We start from the raw sequence: 17,060 nt of genomic DNA, 5'->3' as shown, positions 1-17,060 counted from the left end.
ATATCGGCAGGAGTCCAATATCTTCATATTGTCCAGTCAGCCCTGTGTATGAAGTTGGAGCCGTCGTGAGTCGAGTAGTTGGCGTGGTAGTCGCATCCGCATTCGCTGCAATCGCCATCGGTGTCGCAGCACCTGCGAGTGCAGAACCGAGCAGGCCATTCAAGAACTGCACGGCAGCCAAGGCGGCAGGGTACTGCGACATCACCACCGACAGCCCCCTGTACACCCCGAGCCAGGACCGCGACAGCGACGGCTACGCCTGCGAGTGCTGACCCCCGGCGTGCACTAGCCCCCACAGTCAGCATTCCTCGCTGGCCAAGGTCGTCACGGCTCACTCGTGGCGAAAGTAAGCTGCTCGTCGTGGCGAAGGTGCTGGGCGGTAACGCGGGTCGCTGGTTGGCGGCCGGGCTGTCCGTCGTCATCTCCGGCGCGATGTTCTACGCCCAGAGCCACGAGACCTCGCACCGGACTGCCGCGCCCGCCGCATCGCCGACGTCGACAGCGCCGCCCGCACCGAACGTGGCCAGCCCGACCGAGGCCGAACTGCTCGCCGCCAGCGCCCCGGTGGCCGACGCGGCGAGTTTCCAGTTCGCGCTGCCGCCCGGCGACGTGGACGAGAAGGGGATGCAGATCCACACCATCTGGGTAGCCCGCGCGATCAGCGTGATGTTCCTGGAAATCAAGACCATGTACGGCTACCGCCAGGATCCGCTGAAGTGGCATCCCAACGGGCTGGCCGTCGACGTGATGATCCCGAACTACCACACCAAAGAGGGCATCGATCTGGGCAACCAGATCGCCGGCTACGCCCTGGCCAACGCCAAGCGGTGGGGAGTGCTGCACGTCATCTGGCGACAGGGCTTCTACCCGGGCATCGGTGCGCCCAGCTGGACAGCAGACTACGGCAACGAGACCGCCAACCACTACGACCACGTCCACATCGCCACCGACGGTGGCGGGTATCCGACCGGCCGGGAGACCTACTACCTCGGATCCATGCAGACCGCTCCGGCCTGATGGCGCCGCACCGCGCTAGCCTCGCTGGATGAGCCGGATGCCTCGAAAGCTGCGCACCACACGATGGCTCGTCGCCGGCGGCATCACCTATGGGGTGGTCCGGCTGGAGAAACGGCGGAAGCCGTGACCGGCGAACCACTGGTGCGACACGACCAAGACGAACGCGGCGTCGTCACCCTGACACTGAACCGGCCACAGTCCTTCAACGCCCTGTCCGAAGCGATGCTCACCGCCCTCGGCGCCGCGCTGGACACTCTCGCCGGTGACGATGCTGTCCGTGCCGTCGTCCTCGGCGCCGCCGGTAAGGCCTTCTGCGCCGGGCACGATCTGAAGGAGATGCGTGCCGAGCCGTCGCTGGACTACTACGAGCAGCTCTTCGCCCAGTGCACCGCGGTCATGCTGTCGATCCAGCGGCTGCCCGTCCCGGTGATCGCCCGGGTGCACGGTCTGGCGACGGCGGCAGGCTGCCAGCTGGTCGCGATGTGTGACCTCGCGGTGGCCAGCCGGGACGCCCGCTTCGCCGTCAGTGGTATCAACGTCGGACTGTTCTGCTCGACGCCCGGAGTCGCCTTGTCCCGCAACGTGCCCCGCAAGGCGGCCTTCGAGATGCTGGTCACCGGCGACTTCGTCGGCGCCGAGGAGGCCCGGGAACTCGGCCTGGTCAACCGGGTCGCCGATCCCGACGCGCTCGACGCGGAGATCGAGACCCTGCTGGCACGTATCGTGGCCAAGCCGCGCGCCGCCCTGGCAGTCGGCAAGGCCCTGTTCTACCGCCAGATCGAATCAGGTATCGAGGCCGCCTACGACGACGCGGGTGCGACGATGGCCGCCAACATGATGGACCCGTGCGCACTCGAGGGTGTCCAGGCCTTCATCGACAAGCGTCCACCGGTATGGCCGGAAACTATTGCGCCACAGTAAATCCGGCATCAAGCGGCCATGAAGTGCCGGTGATGAACCCAGCTGCGTCGGACACCAGCCACGCCACCGCCTCGGCGATCTGCTCCGGCTGCAGCAGCGCGATCGGCAGCGCGTTCTGCTGACTGGCCAGCCAGGCGTCTCCGGCCGCGGCAAGGGCGATGGACGCGTCGTTGATGATCATGTCGGTCGCCACACCGGTGGGGTGGATCGTGTTGACCCGGATCGAATGCGGCGCAAGCTGAACGGCCCAGCCCTGCATCAATGCCACCAGGGCGCGTTTGGACGCACCGTACGCCTGGATCCCTGGCCGGTCCGATCCCGACGCCTTGATGCCCTGCGTGGAGCTGACCAACACGATGGAACCCCCGCGCCCGCCGGCGATCATGGCCGGCATGGCCGCGTCCACGGTGTTCCAGGTGCCGATGAGATTTGTCTCGACGATCTCGCGGAACGTCTGAGCTCGCCTGTCGCTGCCGGTGACCCGGATGATTCCCGCGTTGGCGATAACGATGTCGATCGAGCCGAGGTCGGTGACAGCGTCGGCCACCACCGACTCGAGCGCCGCGGGATCTCGGATGTCGACCTGGCGGGCCAAAACCCGGCGGCCCTGTGCCTCGACCAGAGCCGTTGTGGCCATGAGGTCTTCGACAGTCGAACCGGGGTAGTCGGTGGCCTCGAACTCGGTGCAGGCATCGATCGCGACGATGTCGGCGCCGGCGGTGGCCAGCCTGATGGCATGCGCGCGGCCCATCCCGCGGGCGGCCCCGGAGATGAACGCGACCTTGCCGGTGAGCTCCCCAGCGGCGTCGGACATTCCTGTCCTACTGTCCGGCGGGGAAGTTCACGTTCTTGGTGACCGCTTCCCATTCGTCGATCGATGCCGACAGCGCCGCGATCTTGTCGCGCACTGCTTTGAGGACGTCGCGGCCGAGCAGCAGCCGCAGCGGCGGCTCGTCCAGGGTCGACAGCAGCAGTACCGCTTCGGCGACCTTGCGGGGGTCGCCGGGAAGATGGTTGGCGAACTCCTTGATCAAAGTCTTTCGGCTGCCGACGTTTTCCTCGTAGTCACCGATCGGTGAGTCCGACTCCCACATCGAGCGTGCGGCCCAGTCGGTGCGGAACGCTCCTGGTTCGATGGCGCTCACCTTGATGCCGAACGGTTTGACCTCCTGGGCCAGGGCTTCAGTCAGCGCTTCGAGGGCGAACTTGGTCGACGAATAGTAGGCGTTGGGCGGGTTGGCCACCAGGCCGGTCATCGACGAGATGTTGACGATATATCCGGACTTGTTGGCGCGCATCCCCGGCAGTACGGCCTTGATGGTGTCGACGACGCCGAAGTAGTTGGTGTCGAACAACTTACGAACCTGCTCGTCCTCGCCCTCCTCGACAGCGGACAGGTATCCGTTGCCGGCGTTGTTGACCAGGACGTCGATGCCACCGAAGGCATCGTGAGCGGCCTGAACCGCGGCGGCGATCTGCTCCTTGTCGGTCACGTCGAGTGCCACCGCTACCGCCCGCTCGCCGAACTCGTCGACCAGGTCGCTGACGGTCTCGGTGCGGCGCGCGGTCACTACGACGCAGTGCCCCGATTCCAGTGCCGCGCGGGCGATCTCACGCCCGATTCCGGTGGAGCAGCCCGTGATCAACCAGCGGCCCATATCAGTTCGTCCCTTCTGGCAGCCGGCGCAGATACGCTGCCCGGCGTTCGGCGAGCTCGGTCGCGCGTTCCTGCTCGGACACCCGGCGCAGCCCCGGCACCTGGGCTTCGAGGTCGTCGAGCTTGACGACCCGGCCGCGGGCACCCAGATCCTCGGTGGGCCCGTCGGGCCCGAACTCGGCCATGCGCAGCGTCAGAATCCCTTCGCGCAGACCGTCGGAGTCGATCCAGTTGGCGACCCCGGGATCGGTGGGGGAGATGACGTAGGTGTACGTGCCGTCGTCGTTGGCGACGGACTGGGACTTGTTGAGGCTGCCGGTGCGGTCGACGATGTCGAGCGTCGTGCCCCAGATGTTGCTCAGCGGAACGGTGAAGTATTCGGCCCCGCCGTCGCCGACGTCGACGACGAACGCCTCACCGGGAGCCAGATCGAAGCGGCCCATCACGTAGACCTGGTTTCGCATCGCGCCGACCTTGTCGGCCGACCAGGCGAGGTTGAAGTTGTTGGGCGGCATCTTGTAGACACCGTGGCTGAGCTTGCCGGTGAAGTTGGCGAAATAGGCCATCATGTCGGCCGTTGCCTCGGCCTGCTCGTCGAGCGTGCGCGGCGGGGTGGTCGGCGGGTCGCCCAGCCGCTGCACCGTCAGGTGGTTCGGGTCATCGCGGTCCCAGTTCAGCAGCACGTCGCGAATGTAGAACTCGTGGGCGTCGCCGGTGGTTTGAACATGATTGGGGCGATCACCGGCGGGGTCGGAGTCGACGGTGATGACGAACGACCCGTCGGAGTCGACCGCCATGGTGCGGCCGTTGAGGACGGCGACGGTACCCATGTTGGCATCCCAGAGTGTGAAGTAGTTCTCGGTCATCCGATGCTCGCCGACCCGCCCCCGGATTTCGTAGCGTTCGTCGCCGGAGATCGGGATGACGCGGTACACGCTGTCGGGATTGTCAATGCCCCAACGTGATCCGGGAATGGCGCGCCCGCCTACCGGGTGGCCCAGACGGGTGATACAGGTGACCTTGGGCCGCAGTTTGTCTTGGTTGGACGACCACACCGCCGCGGAGAACATGACTTCGGCGAAGGCGGCGTCGAACACCGCGCGCATGGCGTCGGACGCCTTGGCGCGGCCCAGCCAGGTTTCGGCGACCTTGCTGTAGGCCGCGCGGACCGTGGGGTGCTCCATGAGTTCGAGCGCCGCCAGTTCCTGTTCGTGTTGTGAGGCCGTGGCGACCGGGTGATCTGTGTCAGCGAACATCATTTCTCCTCGAACTGTCTGCAGCGGAACGAAAGCGGGAGTTGTAGGTCGTGAATCGCTCGTCGATCTGGGCCTCGCTGAGGCCGAAATCGGCTGCGGCATAAGGTGGTCGCGCCGGATCGCGCGGCCGTTCGACGAGCCAGCGACGCATCGCCGCCTCGGCCGACGGAGTCAATGGCACGTCGATCGCGTCGTATACGCGCGCTACCTGGCCGATGGGATCGGCCACGGCGTCGGCGAATTCGATGTCGGTGCAGACTGCCGGCTCGTCGGACCAGGACGACCGCACCGCCATCGCACGGTCGTTCGTCCAGCCCATCCTGTCCAGCCACTGCGCGCCGACACGGCTGCGGTCGACGTGGTCGGAGTGCATTGCGTGCAGGGTGGCGTTCAGGCTCGCACCCGAGGCGATGGTGGCCCGGGGATCGCGGTGCATGTGCACGATGTGCAGGTCGGGAAACTGTGCCCGCAGCACGTCGAGGTAGCCCAGGTGGGCGGGGGACTTGAGCACCCAGCGTTGCGCGGTCCGACCACATTGCCGCTTCTGCCACTGCAGGAATTGCAGCATCCGATGGAGGTAGGCGTAGGCGGGGGTGAAGTCCTGGGTATCGATCCACGCCCGGTACCGCGGCACGTGCGCCCCGGATTCGGGAACGTGCGACCGGAACGCGTCGGAGAGGAAGACGATCTCCTCTTCGGGCTCGCGGGCATGCATCGGATGGATGGCGAACAGTTCGGGTGTCATCTCACGCGAGATCGCCTCCCGCTTTTCGCTGATCGCGACGCGCGGGTCCTCCTGAGCTGACCACTGGTGGTCCAGTTTGGGCGCGACCTCCACCACTTCCCAGCCGTAGGCGCAGTGGAACTGGTCGTCGCATGCCAGCAGCCGTTGCAGCAGAGTTGTTCCGCTGCGCATCATGCCGACCACGACGATCGGCGCGACGATGCGCTCGTCCAGGATCTCCGGGTGGCGCCGAATCCATTCCTGGGCGCGCAACCGCATCCGCAGGCTGTGCACGAGGCTCGAGCGCAGGATGTGGACCCCGATGTCGTTGAGTTCGGCTGCGGCATAGCTTTCGGCGAGCACCGTCAGCGGTTCGCGGAAGCTCAGCGAGCCCCAGTCCTGCAGGCGCTCCTTCTCCTGGGCCTGGGCCGTCAGCCCGCTGACTTCGAAGGGTGTCGTCACGGGGGTTTCAGAACTTGAGGTGGTGGCTGGTATCGCCGACCTGGTCGACGAACATGACGCGCGTGTCGAACCACCAGGTGCCGTCGAGGCGCTGGAAGGTGTCCCGGTAGTGGCCGGTGACGATGATCTGCAGCGGCAACTCCGGGGTCGCCTGGGTGACGCAGTAGTACGCCTTGCCGTCTGCCCGGCCGGCCGCTTCGTCGACGTAGATCTGAACGTTGCTCGTGAAGTGGCGGGTCTTGGGGGTGCCGTCGTCGTAGAGGCGGGTGGCCATCTCGTACATCCCGCGCACACCGGCCACCCCTTCGAAGGTCGCCTCGGGGGGCGCGTCCTCCATGGCGGTGATCCGCCCGTGGGTGAACAGCTGGGCGACTCCGTCGAGATCGCCGGCGTCGAGTCGCTCGGCGTAGGTGTAGATCAGGTTCTCGATCTCCCGGGCGCTATCGCTCATGCTATTAGCCCCACTTCATTGTAAAGTTTGTCAATGTGACCAGGATTACTCGATATTTCTCGTAGGTAATCAGCTGGAAGCTGCCGTGTCAACCACTCGCTAGCTATTCTCGCGGCGTGACTTCACACTGGTCGGCCAGCCGACTCGGCAACCTCAGCGGAAAACGGATCATCGTGACGGGGGCGACCAACGGCGTCGGCCTGGGCACGGCTCGTGCCCTGGTGCGGGCGGGCGCCCAAGTGGTGATGGCGGTCCGCAATGTCGAACTGGGCGCGCAACGCGCTGCCGAGATCGGCGGTCACACCCAAGTCGTCAAACTCGACCTCGCCGACCAGGCGTCGGTGCGGGCCTTCCCCGACCTGCTGGACGGTGACGTCGACATCCTGGTGAACAACGCCGGCATCGTCACCCAGGCTCGAAGCGAGACGGTCGACGGCTTCGAGAGCATGCTCGGTACGAACTTCCTCGGTCCGTTCGCGCTGACCAATCTGCTCTTCGGGCGGGTGCGCTCACAGATCATCAACGTCGGATCCGACGGCCACAAGCAGGGGACCATCGACTTCGCCGACCCACACCTGCGGTCGAGCAAGTGGTCGTCGTTCCCGGCCTATGCCCGCTCGAAGCTCGCGGTCATGCTGTGGGGACTCGAACTCGACCGCCGACTGCGCGCTGCCGGGTCACCCGTCATCAGTCATCTCACCCATCCGGGCTGGGTCGCATCCAATCTGACGAATCTGTCGGACAAGCGAGTGATGGCGGTGTTCCACTCCATCGCGCAGTCGGCCGCCAACCGGCTGGGCAACGACATCGACGCCGGCGCCGCGACGACGCTGTACTGCATCGCCGAGCCGATTCCGCCGGGCAGTTACGTGGGCATCGACAGCAGGCTCGGACTCAAGGGCGGTCCTACCCTCAGTGGACGCTCCGCGGTCGCCAGTGATTACGACATCGCCCGGCGGCTGTGGGAGTTCGCCGAAACGGAAACGGGGACAACGCTTCCCGTGTGACGCCAAGAGGCCCACCCCGAACCGGGATGGGCCTCTCGCGATGTTTGCTGCGCTCAGGCGGTGCGGCGGATACCGCGCTTGAGCAAGAGTTCGCGCTCGGACTCGCTCAGGCCGCCCCAAATGCCGTAGGGCTCACCGACTGCCAGTGCGTGTGAACGGCAGTGGGCGATCACCGGGCAACGCCGGCACATTTCTTTGGCGCGCATCTCGCGCTGTGCGCGTGCGCGGCCACGCTCGCCGTCGGGGTGGAAGAACATCGAAGAGTCGACGCCCCGGCAAAGGCCTTGCATCTGCCAATCCCAGATGTCGGCGTTCGGGCCGGGTAGCTGCTGCGGCTGTGGCATTGGAAAACCCCTCTCCCCGCGCATCTTTCGAACGCGTGAGTTGTGGAACCGATCCGAGCCTGTCGCCGATGACTACTCGTGCCCACAAAATTAGGGGTGGCTTGCAAACGGAGTCAATAGTCCCGCCATGTGCTCAATCACATAACTGCAGCTTGAGAATTTACATCACGTTCATCATTGCGACCCACCGTCACCGGCCGAAGTGCTAACTCGCCGAGGTCCGGTGTGACACTTTCGTGATTTACCCAGGATGGCCCGCTTGCGATTTCCTAGCGCTCAATAGGTAGTTGACATGCGCGTAACACTGCGACCACAAACTGTTAACTGACGGGTTTGTTGGTCGTGTTGATAACGTCGGCCCCCAGATGACTTCCACCACGTTAACCGCTGCAGCGTTCGGCGGCGATCCGGAATGCTGGCCGCTTCCCGCCGCGCAGTCGCCCGAAGAGTTGTGGCTGCGCGCCGTCGCGGCGGGCGGTCAAGGGCACTACAGCAGCGCCCGGGCCGACCTGGACGCGCTGCGTCGCCTGCGACCTGCGGGTCCGCTCGCCTCGCTGGCGCTGAGCACCCACGCCTCGTTTCTGCGGCAACTCGGAGGACACCGCCTCGCCCGCGGGTGGGACGGACGCGCGCTCGCGGTGGCGCTCGCCGCGGGCGACTCCCCGAAGACAACCGAAGCCGAAGTCGACGCCCTGGTCGGTCTGGCGGCCGACGCGCTCGGTGGTGGCCGGCTCGCCGCCTCGGCGACCCTCCTCGAGCGCGCCACCGCCGTCGTCGACCGCGCCGACGCGCCACCGCCGCGGCTGGCGATCCGGCTGGCGTGGGTACGCGCCGAACTGGCGATGGCCGCCGGCCGCGGGAGCGATGCCGTGGCGTACGCCGAGCGCAGTGTCGAACTTGCCGGCGCGGCGGCGCCGGCACTGCGCAGGCACCGCGTCAAAAGCGACGTGGTGCTCGCCGCGGCGCTGTGCAGTGCGGGCTTGCCGGACCGCTCCCGTGTAGTCGCCGACGGGGCGCTGGACGACACACTGACCCATGGGCTGGTGCCCCTGCGGTGGGCGCTGGCATGCCTGCTTCTTGATCTCGAAAGCACAACGCTTACGTCACAGGAAGTCTCGGCGATCCGCGACGACAGCGCTGCAGCTATCACGCGGCGCGGTGGGCAGTGGTGCGCCGGCTAACGCCCGATCGCCAGCCTTGGCCGATATTGTCTAGCTCAATGGCTGCCAGGTAGCGCCCGCTTCGTAACGTTGGAGATATCGCCGTCGATGACAATTCCAGGAGAACGTCTCGACGCCGCCGTTGCTGAGGCAGTGGCCGGTAGTCGGGATGCGCTCCGGGAAGTAGTAGAGACCATCCGCCCCATCGTGGTCCGTTACATCCGGGCTCGCCTGGGGACCACGGAGCGGGTTGGCCTCTCAGCCGATGACGTCGCACAGGAGGTTTGCTTGGCCGCCATTCAGGCGTTGCCGCGCTACCAGGATCAGGGTCGCCCCTTCCTGGCCTTCGTGTACGGCATCGCTGCCCACAAGGTCGCCGACGCTCACCGCGCCGCGGCCCGTAACCGGTCCGAACCCACTGAAGTGGTTCCGGAGCGGTACTCGCTGGAGGCGGGTCCCGAGCAGATGGCTCTTCAGGCCGACACCTCGGAGCGGATGAACAAGCTGCTGCAGGTGCTGCCCGAGAAACAGCGCGAGATCCTGATCCTGCGCATCGTGGTCGGGCTGTCGGCGGAGGAGACCGCCGACGCCGTCGGCAGCACTCCTGGGGCAGTGCGGGTGGCCCAGCATCGGGCCCTGGCCAAGCTCAAGTCCGAGATCACCGCGGCCGGGGGTGGCGACTATGCCTGACTTCGGCCGTAGCTCTCGCAACGACGATCCGTCGCTGGACGCCATCGTGCGCAGCGACCAGTTCATCGACGCCCTGGCCACCGGCAACTCGGTGGCCCCGCAGGACCGTGCCGACGCCATGCTGGCCTCCCTGCTCGGTGAATGGCGCGACGAGATGCGCTGGCCGCCGGCCACCGGTCTCATCACCGAACGCGACGCCGTCACGGCGCTGAACGCCGGACTTGTGGAGAAGCGCAAGCAACGCAGCCCCGGCACCGGACGAAGCAGGCGTGGCCTGAGCATCGTCGGTGCGGCAGCAGCCGGTGTGCTGGCCATCGGTGGCTTCGGCGCCGTCGTCTACGGCGCCGGCCCTGGCGATGCGCTCTACGGCCTGCACACGATGCTGTTCGGCGAGCCCACGAATGTCCGCGAGGACCAGGTCGCCCTCGCCTCTGCCGCCGAGCAGCTCAAGCAGGTTCAGCAGCTGGTCGACCAGGGCGACTGGCCCGCGGCTCAGGCCAAGTTGGTCGAGGTCAACAACCAGGTGGCCGGGGTCGCAGACGCGCCGGAGAAGCAGCAGGTGCTCGAGCAGTGGAACGAGCTGGCGGCCAAGGTCGTCAAGCAGGACCCGCAGGCGACGGTGCCGCCGGGCATCACCTTCACGGTGCCGCCGTCGGCGACGGAGCTGGTGCCCGCGGTCGTGACCCCGTCGCAGGGGCCTGAAGTGCCGCCGACCAGCGTGCCGACGCTGCCGTCGATCACGATCTCGACGACGCCGGGGGATCCCGGCGCGGTCGGAAGTGCGGCCCCGAGCCCGTCGGAGACACCGTCGAGCACCCAGCCGACCTCGCAGGTGCAGCAGACCGCACCTACGACGACCACCAGCATCCCCACCACAACCGTCCCGCCGACCACGACCACGTCGTCGGCACCCACCACGTCAACCGCTACGTCTAGCGCGCCCAGCACGTCGTCGGCGCCCTCGACCACGTCGTCGGCACCCACGACGACCCCGGCTACTACGGCGACGAGCACGACTGCCGCGACCACGACGGCCGCTCCGACCACGACGGCCGCGCCGACCACGACGACGACCGGTGCGGCCGCGGCCGCGCAGTCACCGGCGGCTGCGACCACCACGACCGCGCTGGTTCAGCAGTCGGCGGCCACCACGGGGCCGGAGGCGCCGGCACCCACTATCGCCTCGGCTCCGAGCGTGATCGCGACCGCGCCGTCAACGGCTGCTCAGGCGCCCAGGACGCAGCCGCAAATCGTGATTACCACCACTGTGGTGCCCATGCCGCTGCTCCCGGCACTCGGCGGCGGCGGGGCCGCACAAAGCGGTGCGGGCTGATCTAGATCAGCGGAAGCCGTCGTAGTCCGAGGTCGCCTCGTTCAGCGACGCGTCGGCATATCCACGGCAGTAGTCCCACGTGACGTAAGCGTCCGGTTCGGGATCGTAGGCCGGCTCGTGCGGGCGGACGGTGCCGTCGACCAGAAGCTGAAGAAGGTTGGCGCGCAACATATCCCAGTCGTGATAGTGGTCCTGCTGGCATTCGTCACAGCACACCACCAGGCCGCGGACGCCCTTGTGGGCGAGCAGCGCCTCATAGACCGCGAGATCGGCCAGGTCGGCCTCGACCGCGGCGCGCTCCTGGGGATCGAGCGGCTGACCGGGTTCCAGCGCGTCGAGTGCCGCAGACGGATCGCACGGGTCATCGGCGAACGGATCTGGCGGCAGGCCTGGTGGAAGGTGGTCGCGCACGCCTCCACACTAGCCAGCGCGGCGGGTATCGCGCCAGGGAACGCCACCCCGAGCCGATAGGATGGTGCTCTCATTCCGCCAGCTGATGGGGGCCCCACCGATGTCCATTGCCGAAGGCAGCACCGGCCGCATCGACGGCCTCAGCGCGCGTCTGGAGCGCCTTGTCTACGATCCCGTCTTCACCGGGGGTGACGATCCGCACAAGGTCGCGATGCTGGGGCTGACGTTCGACGACGTGCTACTGCTGCCCGCGGCCTCCGACGTGGTGCCCGCCAATGCCGACACCTCCAGCCAGCTGACCAAGAAGATCCGCCTGCGGGTGCCGCTGGTCAGCTCGGCCATGGACACCGTCACCGAGGCCCGGATGGCCATCGCGATGGCGCGCCAGGGCGGTATGGGCGTGCTGCACCGCAATCTGTCGATCACCGAGCAGGCCGGCCAGGTCGAGATGGTCAAGCGCTCCGAGGCGGGGATGGTCACCGATCCGGTCACCTGCTCGCCGAACGACACCTTGGCCGAGGTCGACGCGCTGTGCGCCAGGTTCCGCATCTCCGGCCTTCCGGTCGTCGACGAGAACGGCTCCCTGGTGGGCATCATCACCAACCGCGATATGCGCTTCGAAGTCGACATGGACAAGCCGGTCTCCGAGGTCATGACGAAGTCGCCATTGATCACCGCTCAGGAAGGTGTCAGTGCCGACGCCGCACTGGGCCTGTTGCGGCGCAACAAGATCGAGAAACTGCCGATCGTCGACGGCCACGGCAGGCTTACCGGGCTGATCACCGTCAAGGACTTCGTCAAGACCGAACAGCACCCGCTGGCCACCAAGGACAGTGACGGCCGGCTGCTGGTCGGTGCTGCCGTCGGCGTGGGCGACGACGCGTGGGACCGCGCCATGGCGCTGGCCGACGCCGGCGTCGACGTGCTCGTGGTCGACACCGCGCACGCCCACAACCGGCTGGTGCTCGAGATGGTCGGCAAGGTCAAGGCCGAAGTCGGCGACCGCGTCGAGGTCATCGGCGGCAACGTCGCGACCCGCAGCGCGGCAGCCGCGCTGGTCGCCGCCGGCGCCGACGCCGTCAAGGTCGGGGTGGGCCCCGGATCCATCTGCACCACCCGCGTCGTCGCCGGCGTCGGGGCACCCCAGCTCACGGCGGTGCTGGAAGCCACCGCGGCCTGCGCGCCGCACGGTGTGCCGGTGATCGCCGACGGTGGCCTGCAGTACTCCGGTGACATCGCGAAGGCACTGGCCGCGGGCGCTTCGGCGGCGATGCTCGGCTCGCTGCTGGCCGGCACCTCCGAAGCCCCCGGCGATCTGATCTTCGTCAACGGAAAGCAGTTCAAGAGCTACCGCGGCATGGGGTCACTGGGTGCCATGCAGGGCCGTGGCGCCGCGAAGTCCTATTCGAAGGACCGCTACTTCCAGGACGACGTGCTCTCGGAGGACAAGCTGGTGCCCGAGGGCATCGAGGGGCGGGTTCCGTTCCGCGGCCCGCTGGCCACCGTGATCCACCAGCTGACCGGCGGCCTGCGCGCCGCGATGGGCTACACCGGCGCGGCGACCATCGAGGCGCTGCAGCAGGCGCAGTTCGTCCGGATCACCGCGGCAGGCCTCAAGGAGAGCCATCCGCACGACATCCAGATGACCGTTGAAGCCCCCAACTACTACACCCGCTAGGGGTCGCAGTGCGTGACATGGTGGAAATCGGCATGGGCAGAAACGCCCGCCGCACATACGAACTCGACGACATCAACATCGTGCCGTCGCGTCGCACCCGCTCCTCCCAGGACGTGTCGACGGCGTGGCAGCTCGACGCCTACCGCTTCGAGATCCCGGTCGTCTCGCACCCGACCGACGCGCTGGTCTCCCCGGAGTTCGCTATCGAACTGGGGCGTCTCGGCGGCCTGGGGGTGCTCAACGGCGAGGGGCTGATCGGCAGGCACGCCGACGTCGAGTCCAAGGTCGCCCAGGTGATCGAGGCGGCTCAGAAGGAGCCTGAGCCGTCGACGTCGATCCGCCTGCTGCAGCAGCTGCACGCCGCACCGCTGGATCCTGAGCTGCTCGGTGCAGCAGTCGCCCGCATCCGCGAGGCCGGCGTGACCACCGCGGTGCGGGTGAGCCCGCAGAACGCCCAGCTCCTCACTCCGACGCTGGTGGCCGCGGGCATCGACCTGCTGGTCATCCAGGGCACGATCATCTCCGCTGAAAGGGTCGCCCAGGATCACGGAGTCGGTGAGCCCCTCAACCTCAAGACGTTCATCTCCGAACTCGACATCCCCGTGGTCGCCGGCGGTGTGCTCGACCACCGCACCGCGCTGCACCTGATGCGCACCGGCGCGGCCGGCGTCATCGTCGGTTACGGGTCCACCTCCGGGGTGACCACCAGCGACGAGGTGTTGGGTATCAGCGTGCCGATGGCTACCGCGATCGCCGACGCCGCCGCGGCCCGCCGCGAATACCTCGACGAGACCGGCGGGCGCTACGTGCACGTCCTGGCCGACGGCGACATCCACACCTCAGGTGACCTGGCCAAGGCGATCGCCTGCGGTGCTGACGCGGTGGTGCTCGGAACGCCGCTGTCGGCGTCGGCCGAGGCACTGGGCGACGGCTGGTTCTGGCCCTCGGCTGCCGCCCACCCGTCGCTGCCGCGTGGTGCACTGTTGCAGGTCGCGGTGGGTGAGCGGCCGTCCCTGGACCGGGTGCTCAACGGGCCCTCCGACGATCCGTTCGGCGCCCTGAATCTCGTCGGCGGGCTGCGCCGGTCGATGGCCAAGGCGGGCTACTGCGATCTCAAGGAATTCCAGAAGGTCGGTCTGACCGTCGGCAGCTGAGGTTCCCTCGGCCGTGATGCGCCAACCCGCGGTTGATGATGCTACTGGTGAGTAGGATTGCGGCATGGAACCGGATTTCGACGTCCTCATCATCGGTTCGGGCTTCGGCGGCAGCGTCAGCGCCCTGCGGCTCACGGAGAAGGGCTACTCAGTCGGCGTGCTCGAGGCCGGCCGCCGATTCGCAGACCATGAGTTCGCCAAGACCTCGTGGAGGTTGCGTGAGTTTCTGTGGGCGCCGCGCCTGGGCTGCTACGGCATCCAGCGCATCCACCTGCTGCGCAATGTGATGATCCTGGCAGGTGCAGGCGTGGGCGGCGGATCGCTGAACTACGCCAACACCCTCTACGTGCCGCCGGACCCGTTCTTCAACGACCCGCAGTGGAAGAACATCACCGACTGGCGCGGCGAGCTGATGCCGCACTACGACCAGGCCCAGCGCATGCTCGGCGTGGTCAAGAACCCGACGTTCACCGACGCCGACCGCATCATGAAGGAAGTGGCCGACGAGATGGGTGTCGGCGACACGTTCACCCCCACCCCGGTCGGCGTGTTCTTCGGGCCGAACGGCGAGAAGACACCCGGCAAGATCGTGCCTGACCCGTACTTCGGCGGCGTCGGACCGGCCCGTACCGGGTGCATCGAGTGCGGCGAATGCATGACGGGATGCCGACACGGCGCCAAGAACACCCTGGTCAAGAATTACCTCGGACTCGCCGAAAAGGCTGGGGCACAGGTCTTTCCGATGACCACGGTCACGGGCTTCGAGCAGCGCCCCGACGGCATCTGGGAGATCCGCACCGTGCGCACCGGCCGGTGGGCCCGCCGGAGCGCCCGGACGTTCACCGCCCGCCAGCTCATCCTGGCCGCCGGCACGTGGGGCACCCAGAACCTGCTGTTCAAAATGCGCGACACCGGCAAGCTGCCCAAGCTGTCGGACAAGCTCGGTGTGCTCACCCGCACCAACTCCGAATCCATCGTCGGCGCCGGCCGCCTCGAGGCGCGCCCTGATCTGGATCTGACTCACGGCGTGGCCATCACGTCCTCGATCCATCCCAGCCCCGACACCCACGTAGAACCCTGCCGCTACGGCAAGGGCTCCAACGCGATGGGTCTGCTGCAAACCCTGATGACCGACGGCCCCGGCCCGCAGGGCAGCGATGTGCCGCGCTGGAAGCAGCTGTTCATCAATGCCGGGGAAGACCCGCGCGCCATGCTGCGCATGCTGTCCCCGCGGCGCTGGAGCGAGCGCACCATGATCTCGCTGGTGATGCAGCACCTGGACAACTCGATCACCACCTACACCAAGCGCGGCGTGCTGGGCCTGCGCCGGATTACCAGCAAGCAGGGCCACGGTGAGCCGAACCCGACGTGGATTCCGGTCGGCAACCAGGTCACCCGGCGGATCGCGGAGAAGATCGACGGTGTGGCAGGCGGGACATGGGGAGAGCTGTTCAACATCCCGCTCACCGCGCACTTCCTCGGCGGTGCGGCGATCGGCGAGAGCCCCGACCGCGGCGTCATCGACCCCTATCAGCGGGTGTACGGCTATCCCACCCTGCATGTGATGGACGGTGCGGCCATCTCGGCCAACCTCGGCGTCAACCCGTCACTGTCGATCACCGCACAGGCTGAACGCGCGACGTCGTTGTGGCCCAACTCAGGTGAGGACGACCTGCGGCCCACGCAGGGGCAGTCATACCGGCGGCTGGAGCCGATCGCGCCGAAGAACCCGGTCGTCCCCGTCGACGCACCGGGCGGGCTGCGTCATCTGCCGATCACACCGGTCAACTCTGCGGGCTGAGATATGCCCGCAGGTGCTCGACGACACCGCGGCGAAAGTCCTTCATAGCCGGGTGTTTTGCTGCCAGGCCGTCCGCGCCGTGGTACATGCCGGGAACGGCGACGAGTTCACATGCGACACCGGCGGCCGTCAAACGCTGCGCGTAATCGACTGATTCGTCGTAGAACAGGTCGAGATCGCCGATACCCACCCAGGCCGGGGCCAGACCCGACAGGTCCTCGCGGCGGGCCGGTGCGGCGTACGCCGGTGCGTCGGACATCCGCGGCGGCCGACCCAGATAAGCGGTCCAGCCGAACCGGTTGGACTCCGGTGTCCAGAGGAATCGGCCGCGTCCGCCGTTGTCGCGCAGGACGGTGCGGTCGTCGAGCATCGGGTAGACGAGCACCTGGGCACGCAGGACGATGCCCTCGTCGTACGCCCGCTGGGCGACCGCGGCCGACAGACCACCACCGGCACTCGATCCGGCGACGGCAATGCGGTCCGGGTCGATGCCGAGTTCGTCGGCGTTGTCGCGCATCCAGTTCAGTGCGGCCATACAGTCGTCGAGCGCAGCCGGGAACGGGTGCTCGGGGGCCAGGCGGTAGTCCGGCGAGACGGCGACGGCATCCAGTTCGCGGACGAGGTGCCCGCTACCCATGGCCTCGGTCTTGGGCGAGCCGATGATCATGCCGCCACCGTGGATGTAGAGGATCCCCGGCTTGCGCTGGCCCGGTGCGCTAGGCGTGAACACCAACGCGGGCACCCGCCCGTCGATCAGGCGTTCCGTCGTGGTGACCCCGGGCCCCGGCCGGGTGCTGAATCCGTAGAGACGCCTGCTCAGGGGCAACCCGCGGGCGGTGACATCCATCGTCAACAGCGGCAGCAGCGGATTGCGCAAGTCCGCGGGGACCGCGGCCAGCGCGTCTCTGGTGGCCCAGTACCTGCGTGCCGCCACTGCGATTGCGCCGACAGCCAGTCCGGCCAGCACCTTCTTCATGGCCGAAGGCTACCTTCG

The 17,060-nt window shown here is 67.4% G+C and carries 18 protein-coding genes; 10 read left to right on the top strand and 8 right to left on the bottom strand.

Annotation, left to right across the window (positions count from 1 at the left end):
• The first annotated feature begins 44 nt into the window (after positions 1-44).
• The 3 genes from HBE64_RS19195 (at position 45) to HBE64_RS19185 (ending at position 1,938) form a co-directional block, all read left to right on the top strand.
• Positions 45-272 carry an excalibur calcium-binding domain-containing protein gene (locus HBE64_RS19195; protein ID WP_371744013.1) on the top strand — a complete coding sequence of 76 codons (228 nt, stop codon included), beginning with the start codon at positions 45-47 and terminating at the stop codon, positions 270-272.
• A gap of 31 nt (positions 273-303) precedes the next feature.
• A complete protein-coding gene (locus HBE64_RS19190; protein ID WP_371744203.1) occupies positions 304-1,017 on the top strand; it encodes a glycoside hydrolase in 714 nt (237 codons plus the stop codon).
• A gap of 123 nt (positions 1,018-1,140) precedes the next feature.
• The gene (locus HBE64_RS19185) at positions 1,141-1,938 is read left to right on the top strand and encodes an enoyl-CoA hydratase (protein WP_243841382.1); all 798 of its coding nucleotides are present in this window, start codon (positions 1,141-1,143) and stop codon (positions 1,936-1,938) included.
• Here the strand turns inward: HBE64_RS19185 and HBE64_RS19180 are convergent.
• From HBE64_RS19180 to HBE64_RS19160, 5 genes are read right to left on the bottom strand one after another with little or no spacing between them, the layout of a single operon-like run.
• The gene (locus HBE64_RS19180; protein ID WP_167105715.1) at positions 1,922-2,752 is read right to left on the bottom strand and encodes a mycofactocin-coupled SDR family oxidoreductase; all 831 of its coding nucleotides are present in this window, start codon (positions 2,750-2,752) and stop codon (positions 1,922-1,924) included. The two genes, HBE64_RS19185 and HBE64_RS19180, sit on opposite strands and share 17 nt — an antisense overlap.
• Before the next feature lie 7 nt (positions 2,753-2,759).
• Positions 2,760-3,596, bottom strand: a complete 837-nt coding sequence (locus HBE64_RS19175; RefSeq protein WP_167105712.1) for an oxidoreductase — start codon at positions 3,594-3,596, stop codon at positions 2,760-2,762.
• Between the two features lies 1 nt (position 3,597).
• Positions 3,598-4,851, bottom strand: coding sequence for a DUF1214 domain-containing protein (locus HBE64_RS19170; protein WP_167105709.1), 1,254 nt, complete (start codon positions 4,849-4,851; stop codon positions 3,598-3,600).
• Positions 4,841-6,037: a sulfotransferase gene (locus HBE64_RS19165; protein WP_167105706.1), complete on the bottom strand. Its 1,197-nt coding sequence runs from the start codon at positions 6,035-6,037 to the stop codon at positions 4,841-4,843. Before HBE64_RS19165 ends, HBE64_RS19170 begins: the two co-directional genes overlap by 11 nt.
• Before the next feature lie 7 nt (positions 6,038-6,044).
• On the bottom strand, positions 6,045-6,488 hold the full coding sequence (locus HBE64_RS19160) for a nuclear transport factor 2 family protein (RefSeq protein WP_167105703.1): 444 nt from the start codon (positions 6,486-6,488) through the stop codon (positions 6,045-6,047).
• Positions 6,489-6,604: 116 nt separating this feature from the next.
• On the opposite strand from HBE64_RS19160, the gene HBE64_RS19155 reads away from it, so the two are divergent.
• On the top strand, positions 6,605-7,495 hold the full coding sequence (locus tag HBE64_RS19155; protein WP_167105700.1) for an SDR family NAD(P)-dependent oxidoreductase: 891 nt from the start codon (positions 6,605-6,607) through the stop codon (positions 7,493-7,495).
• 53 nt (positions 7,496-7,548) lie between these two features.
• Here the strand turns inward: HBE64_RS19155 and HBE64_RS19150 are convergent, their stop codons facing one another.
• Positions 7,549-7,839, bottom strand: coding sequence for a WhiB family transcriptional regulator (locus tag HBE64_RS19150; protein ID WP_163807102.1), 291 nt, complete (start codon positions 7,837-7,839; stop codon positions 7,549-7,551).
• 365 nt (positions 7,840-8,204) lie between these two features.
• On the opposite strand from HBE64_RS19150, the gene HBE64_RS19145 reads away from it, so the two are divergent.
• The 3 genes from HBE64_RS19145 to HBE64_RS19135 all read left to right on the top strand — a co-directional run bounded on the left by HBE64_RS19145 (position 8,205) and on the right by HBE64_RS19135 (position 11,022).
• Positions 8,205-9,020 (top strand): hypothetical protein, encoded by an 816-nt coding sequence (locus tag HBE64_RS19145; RefSeq protein WP_167105697.1) that lies wholly within the window; start codon positions 8,205-8,207, stop codon positions 9,018-9,020.
• 87 nt (positions 9,021-9,107) lie between these two features.
• Positions 9,108-9,689: a sigma-70 family RNA polymerase sigma factor gene (locus HBE64_RS19140; protein WP_167105694.1), complete on the top strand. Its 582-nt coding sequence runs from the start codon at positions 9,108-9,110 to the stop codon at positions 9,687-9,689.
• Positions 9,682-11,022, top strand: coding sequence for an anti-sigma-D factor RsdA (locus HBE64_RS19135; RefSeq protein WP_167105691.1), 1,341 nt, complete (start codon positions 9,682-9,684; stop codon positions 11,020-11,022). Before HBE64_RS19140 ends, HBE64_RS19135 begins: the two co-directional genes overlap by 8 nt.
• A 6-nt stretch (positions 11,023-11,028) precedes the next feature.
• Here the strand turns inward: HBE64_RS19135 and HBE64_RS19130 are convergent, their stop codons facing one another.
• The gene (locus HBE64_RS19130; protein ID WP_167105688.1) at positions 11,029-11,433 is read right to left on the bottom strand and encodes a DUF5319 domain-containing protein; all 405 of its coding nucleotides are present in this window, start codon (positions 11,431-11,433) and stop codon (positions 11,029-11,031) included.
• Between the two features lie 100 nt (positions 11,434-11,533).
• Here HBE64_RS19130 and guaB point away from each other — a divergent pair, with 100 nt between their 5' ends.
• The 3 genes from guaB (at position 11,534) to HBE64_RS19115 (ending at position 16,066) form a co-directional block, all read left to right on the top strand.
• Entirely contained in the window at positions 11,534-13,111 is a 1,578-nt protein-coding gene (guaB, locus tag HBE64_RS19125) for an IMP dehydrogenase (RefSeq protein ID WP_305792212.1), read from the top strand.
• 17 nt (positions 13,112-13,128) lie between these two features.
• Positions 13,129-14,265, top strand: a complete 1,137-nt coding sequence (locus HBE64_RS19120) for a GuaB3 family IMP dehydrogenase-related protein (protein WP_167109434.1) — start codon at positions 13,129-13,131, stop codon at positions 14,263-14,265.
• 64 nt (positions 14,266-14,329) lie between these two features.
• Complete coding sequence (locus HBE64_RS19115) at positions 14,330-16,066, top strand: GMC oxidoreductase (RefSeq protein WP_167105686.1); 1,737 nt, start codon at positions 14,330-14,332, stop codon at positions 16,064-16,066.
• Here the strand turns inward: HBE64_RS19115 and HBE64_RS19110 are convergent.
• Positions 16,050-17,042, bottom strand: coding sequence for an alpha/beta hydrolase (locus HBE64_RS19110; protein WP_167105683.1), 993 nt, complete (start codon positions 17,040-17,042; stop codon positions 16,050-16,052). The two genes, HBE64_RS19115 and HBE64_RS19110, sit on opposite strands and share 17 nt — an antisense overlap.
• Positions 17,043-17,060: the final 18 nt, after the last annotated feature.

It is taken from the genome of Mycobacterium sp. DL592 (genome assembly GCF_011694515.1).
In the GTDB taxonomy this organism is placed as follows: Bacteria; Actinomycetota; Actinomycetes; order Mycobacteriales; family Mycobacteriaceae; genus Mycobacterium.
The sequence above is the reverse complement of the archived record's forward strand: the minus strand, read 5'-3'. Positions and strand labels throughout refer to the sequence as shown.